Source organism: Novosphingobium percolationis, from assembly GCF_020179425.1.
GTDB lineage: Bacteria > Pseudomonadota > Alphaproteobacteria > Sphingomonadales > Sphingomonadaceae > Novosphingobium > Novosphingobium percolationis.
Window position 1 is genome coordinate 1 of sequence record NZ_JAILYM010000017.1, and the last position, 5556, is coordinate 5556.

General features: G+C 54.1%; 3 tRNA genes and 3 rRNA genes. All 6 read right to left on the minus strand.

What is annotated here, in order from left to right:
* A tRNA-Met gene (locus K3A84_RS20150) sits at positions 1 to 77 on the minus strand.
* 109 nt (positions 78 to 186) lie between these two features.
* Positions 187 to 301, minus strand: a 5S ribosomal RNA gene (gene rrf, locus K3A84_RS20155).
* A gap of 103 nt (positions 302 to 404) precedes the next feature.
* Positions 405 to 3198 (minus strand): 23S ribosomal RNA (locus K3A84_RS20160).
* 297 nt (positions 3199 to 3495) lie between these two features.
* Positions 3496 to 3571 (minus strand) — tRNA-Ala (locus tag K3A84_RS20165).
* A gap of 19 nt (positions 3572 to 3590) precedes the next feature.
* Positions 3591 to 3667 (minus strand) — tRNA-Ile (locus K3A84_RS20170).
* A 189-nt stretch (positions 3668 to 3856) separates the two neighbouring features.
* A 16S ribosomal RNA gene (locus tag K3A84_RS20175) occupies positions 3857 to 5339 on the minus strand.
* The 16S, 23S and 5S rRNA genes sit together here with 3 tRNA genes alongside, the layout of an rRNA operon.
* Positions 5340 to 5556: the final 217 nt, after the last annotated feature.

The window sequence follows — 5556 nt, forward strand, 5'->3', positions numbered from 1 at the left end:
TGGTTGCGGGGGCAGGATTTGAACCTGCGACCTTCAGGTTATGAGCCTGACGAGCTACCGGGCTGCTCCACCCCGCGACACCAAGATTGCGTATGAGACGCAAAAAGGGGCCTATGATGGCCCCTTTTGGAGGGCCTTTTTGGCCCTTGAGATTGTGAATGGGTTTATCTTTGCGCCGGCTATAATGCCTGGCGACGCCCTACTCTTCCAACGCTTGAGCGTTAGTACCATTGGCGCAGACTGGTTTCACGGCCGAGTTCGAGATGGGATCGGGTGGGTCACAGACGCTATGGTCACCAAGCAATAGAGCCGGCGCAAAGATTTTAATCGATGATACAGATGAGGTTTTGTTCTGGCTGAGGCTCGTCCACCTGAACAGCAAGGCTGTCATTGATGGTGGGATTCTCAAGCATGAACAGAGTTATTAGGACCGGTTAGCTTCATGCGTTACCGCACTTCCACACCCGGCCTATCAACGTGGTGGTCTACCACGACTCGATGATACCTTATCTTGAGGGAGGCTTCCCGCTTAGATGCTTTCAGCGGTTATCCCGTCCATGCATAGCTACCCTGCTGCACTCCTGGCGGAATGACAGGTACACCAGAGGCATGTTCACCCCGGTCCTCTCGTACTAGGGGCAACTCCTCTCAAGTATCGACGCCCACGGCAGATAGGGACCAAACTGTCTCGCGACGTTCTGAACCCAGCTCACGTACCACTTTAATTGGCGAACAGCCAAACCCTTGGGACCTGCTCCAGCCCCAGGATGTGATGAGCCGACATCGAGGTGCCAAACGATTCCGTCGATATGAGCTCTTGGGAATCATCAGCCTGTTATCCCCGGCGTACCTTTTATCCGTTGAGCGATGGCCCTTCCACGAGGGACCACCGGATCACTATGACCGACTTTCGTCTCTGCTCGATTCGTCAATCTCGCAGTCAGGCAGGCTTATGCCATTGCACTCTAACAGCCGGTTTCCAACCGGCCTGAGCCTACCATCGCGCGCCTCCGTTACTCTTTAGGAGGCGACCGCCCCAGTCAAACTACCCGCCACAGAGGGTCCCCGAACCGGCTAACGGTCCTGGGTTAGACATCAGAAAACAACAGGGTGGTATTTCACCTATGGCTCCACACCAGCTGGCGCCGGTGCTTCAAAGCCTCCCACCTATGCTACACAATTCTTTCCTAATGCCACTCTGAAGCTGCAGTAAAGGTGCACGGGGTCTTTCCGTCTAACCGCGGGTACTCCGCATCTTCACGGAGAATTCAATTTCGCTGAGCATATCCTGGAGACAGTGGGGAAGTCGTTACGCCATTCGTGCAGGTCGGAACTTACCCGACAAGGAATTTCGCTACCTTAGGACCGTTATAGTTACGGCCGCCGTTTACTCGGGCTTCAATTCGGAGCTTGCACTCCTCCTCTTAACCTTCGAGCACCGGGCAGGCGTCACACCCTATACGTCGTCTTGAAGCCGACTTAGCAGAGTGCTGTGTTTTTGCTAAACAGTCGCTACCCCCTGGCCTGTGCCCCCAACAAGTGCTTGCGCATATGCTGGGCCTCCTTCTTCCGAAGGTACGGAGGCAATTTGCCGAGTTCCTTCAGGATACTTCTCTCAAGCGCCTTGGTATACTCTACCAGACCACCTGTGTCGGTTTCGGGTACGGTCTATACGGTGGGGCTATTTCCTGGAACCATTTCGAAGCCACTTCAATCCGATAAGAAGTGACAACACACATGATCCGTCACACACCACCAGGCCCACGAATATTAACGTGGTTCCCATCGACTACCCCCTTCGGGCTCGTCTTAGGGGCCGGCTCACCCTGCTCAGATTAGCTTTAAGCAGGAACCCTTGGTCTTTCGGCGAGAGGGCATCTCACCCTCTTTATCGCTACTCATGTCAGCATTCGCACTTCCGATACCTCCACGGTCGGTTACCCTCCCGCTTCATCAGCCTACGGAACGCTCCGCTACCGCTCGGCACTAGGTGCCGAACCCTAAGCTTCGGTGCATCACTTTAGCCCCGATACATCTTCGCCGCAGGAACCCTTATTTAGACCAGTGAGCTGTTACGCTTTCTTTAAAGGATGGCTGCTTCTAAGCCAACCTCCTGGTTGTTTTGGGATTCCCACATGCTTTCCCACTTAGTGATGACTTGGGGACCTTAGCTGTAGGTTAGGGCTGTTTCCCTTTTGACGACGGACCTTAGCACCCGCCGTCTGTCTGCCGGATAAATCTCGTTGGTATTCGGAGTTTGGTTAGAGTTGGTAGATCTCGCGACCCCCGCATCCATCCAGTGCTCTACCCCCAACGGTATACGTCCGACGCTCTACCTCAATAGATTTCGCGGAGAACCAGCTATTTCCCGGTTTGATTGGCCTTTCACCCCTAAACACAACTCATCCGAGAATTTTTCAACATTCAACGGTTCGGTCCTCCAGTGCGTGTTACCGCACCTTCAACCTGGTCATGCCTAGATCACCGGGTTTCGGGTCTAATTCATCATACTCTGGCGCCCTATTCAGACTCGCTTTCGCTGCGCCTACACCTAACGGCTTAAGCTCGCATGATAAACTAAGTCACTGACCCATTATGCAAGAGGTACGCAGTCACGGCCTATGCCGCTCCTACTGCTTGTAAGCATTCGGTTTCAGGTACTGTTTCACTCCCCTCATCGGGGTGCTTTTCACCTTTCCCTCACGGTACTGTGTTCGCTATCGGTCATGTACGAGTATTTAGGCTTGGAGGGTGGTCCCCCCATGTTCAGACAGGATTTCACGTGTCCCGCCCTACTCGAGTCCTTCTCCATCACTTTCGCATACGGGGCTGTCACCCGCTATGGCCACTCTTTCCAAAGTGTTCTGCTAGTTGAAGAGAAGGCACTGGCCTGGTCCGCGTTCGCTCGCCACTACTAACGGAATCTCGGTTGATGTCTTTTCCTCCAGGTACTGAGATGTTTCAGTTCCCCGGGTTCGCTTCACCAAGTCTATTTTATTCAACTCGGTGATACCTTATCCACCTCACTCAATCCCCGGTCACCCGGACATCGAATGAAATGGTGAAGGTGGGTTTCCCCATTCGGAAATCGCCGGATCAAAGTTTGCTCACAACTCCCCGACGCTTATCGCAGCGTGCCACGTCCTTCATCGCCTGTACATGCCAAGGCATCCACCAAATGCTCTTACCTCACGCTTGAGAATCCACACCATCAACGACAGCCTTGCATAAACGCTGTCGCCGTTTGCAGGCGTGGACGATAATCTCAGCCAGATATAATCATCTGTTGTGCCGCGCCATTTTGTACCTCCATCGTCTGGAGATACGACGCGCCACGGCATCGATTAAAAAACCCATTCACAATGTCAAAGAAGCGGGCAAATCCCGCATACCGGCCATTACAGCCGGATAAAGTGTCTTCATCTCTGGAGTTTGTCGTGGTGGCGCAGCGTCTGCTTTGCGCAAACAAGACCATCTTCGCGCTTCGCGCAAAAATGGTGGAGCCTATCGGGATCGAACCGATGACCTGATGCTTGCAAAGCAACCGCTCTCCCAGCTGAGCTAAGGCCCCTCACCAATCTTTGCGGGAATGGTGGGCCGAGCAAGAGTTGAACTTGCGACCTCACGCTTATCAGGCGTGCGCTCTAACCACCTGAGCTACCGGCCCATTTCCGCACCTGCGCTTGCCCCAATCATGCGATCGGCGCCGCGGGCGGCATAAGCCAGCTCAGGCTCACAGCAAGCCAAGTGCTTGCTGATCTCCAGGATGAAGGGACATGAGGACGACGGCATGTTCTTTGAAAAGATTGGAAGCCCTTCCGCTCGCTAGGAGCAGCGCTTTCCGATCGATCCTTAGAAAGGAGGTGATCCAGCCGCAGGTTCCCCTACGGCTACCTTGTTACGACTTCACCCCAGTCGCTGATCCCACCGTGGTCAGCTGCCTCCTTGCGGTTAGCGCACTGCCTTCGGGTGAAACCAACTCCCATGGTGTGACGGGCGGTGTGTACAAGGCCTGGGAACGTATTCACCGCGGCATGCTGATCCGCGATTACTAGCGATTCCGCCTTCATGCTCTCGAGTTGCAGAGAACAATCCGAACTGAGACGGCTTTTGGAGATTAGCTCACACTCGCGTGCTTGCTGCCCACTGTCACCGCCATTGTAGCACGTGTGTAGCCCAGCGTGTAAGGGCCATGAGGACTTGACGTCATCCCCACCTTCCTCCGGCTTATCACCGGCGGTTTCCTTAGAGTGCCCAACTAAATGATGGCAACTAAGGACGAGGGTTGCGCTCGTTGCGGGACTTAACCCAACATCTCACGACACGAGCTGACGACAGCCATGCAGCACCTGTCACCGCGTCCCCGAAGGGAACTCCAAATCTCTCTGGATAGCGCGGGATGTCAAACGCTGGTAAGGTTCTGCGCGTTGCTTCGAATTAAACCACATGCTCCACCGCTTGTGCAGGCCCCCGTCAATTCCTTTGAGTTTTAATCTTGCGACCGTACTCCCCAGGCGGATAACTTAATGCGTTAGCTGCGCCACCCAAACACCAAGTGCCCGGACAGCTAGTTATCATCGTTTACGGCGTGGACTACCAGGGTATCTAATCCTGTTTGCTCCCCACGCTTTCGTACCTCAGCGTCAGTACTTGTCCAGTCAGTCGCCTTCGCCACTGGTGTTCTTCCGAATATCTACGAATTTCACCTCTACACTCGGAATTCCACTGACCTCTCCAAGACTCTAGCTATCTAGTTTCAAAGGCAGTTCCGGGGTTGAGCCCCGGGCTTTCACCTCTGACTTGAATAACCGCCTACGTACGCTTTACGCCCAGTAATTCCGAACAACGCTAGCCCCCTCCGTATTACCGCGGCTGCTGGCACGGAGTTAGCCGGGGCTTATTCTCCCGGTACTGTCATTATCATCCCGGGTAAAAGAGCTTTACGACCCTAAGGCCTTCATCACTCACGCGGCATTGCTGGATCAGGCTTGCGCCCATTGTCCAATATTCCCCACTGCTGCCTCCCGTAGGAGTCTGGGCCGTGTCTCAGTCCCAGTGTGGCTGATCATCCTCTCAGACCAGCTAAGGATCGTCGGCTTGGTAGGCCTTTACCCCACCAACTACCTAATCCTACGCGGGCTCATCCCTGGCCGATAAATCTTTGGTCCGAAGACATCATCCGGTATTAGCAGTCATTTCTAACTGTTATTCCGAAGCCAAGGGCAGATTCCCACGCGTTACGCACCCGTGCGCCACTAACCCCGAAGGGTTCGTTCGACTTGCATGTGTTAGGCATGCCGCCAGCGTTCGTTCTGAGCCAGGATCAAACTCTCAAGTTTTGTCCAATCTCACAACAGCACGGACCAAAGTCCGCCATCTGACGTAAAATTAATTCAGGGATCATCACCCTGCACATATCTAAACGTATGGTTACGTTAGGACATGCAAACGTGACGACTATCTAACTGCCACCCCGAGCCCTGAAGCCCCAGGAGCAGGCGCCGTCGCCCACATGTCCCTTCATCTTTTCCTACAATGTCAAAGAACCACTCAACC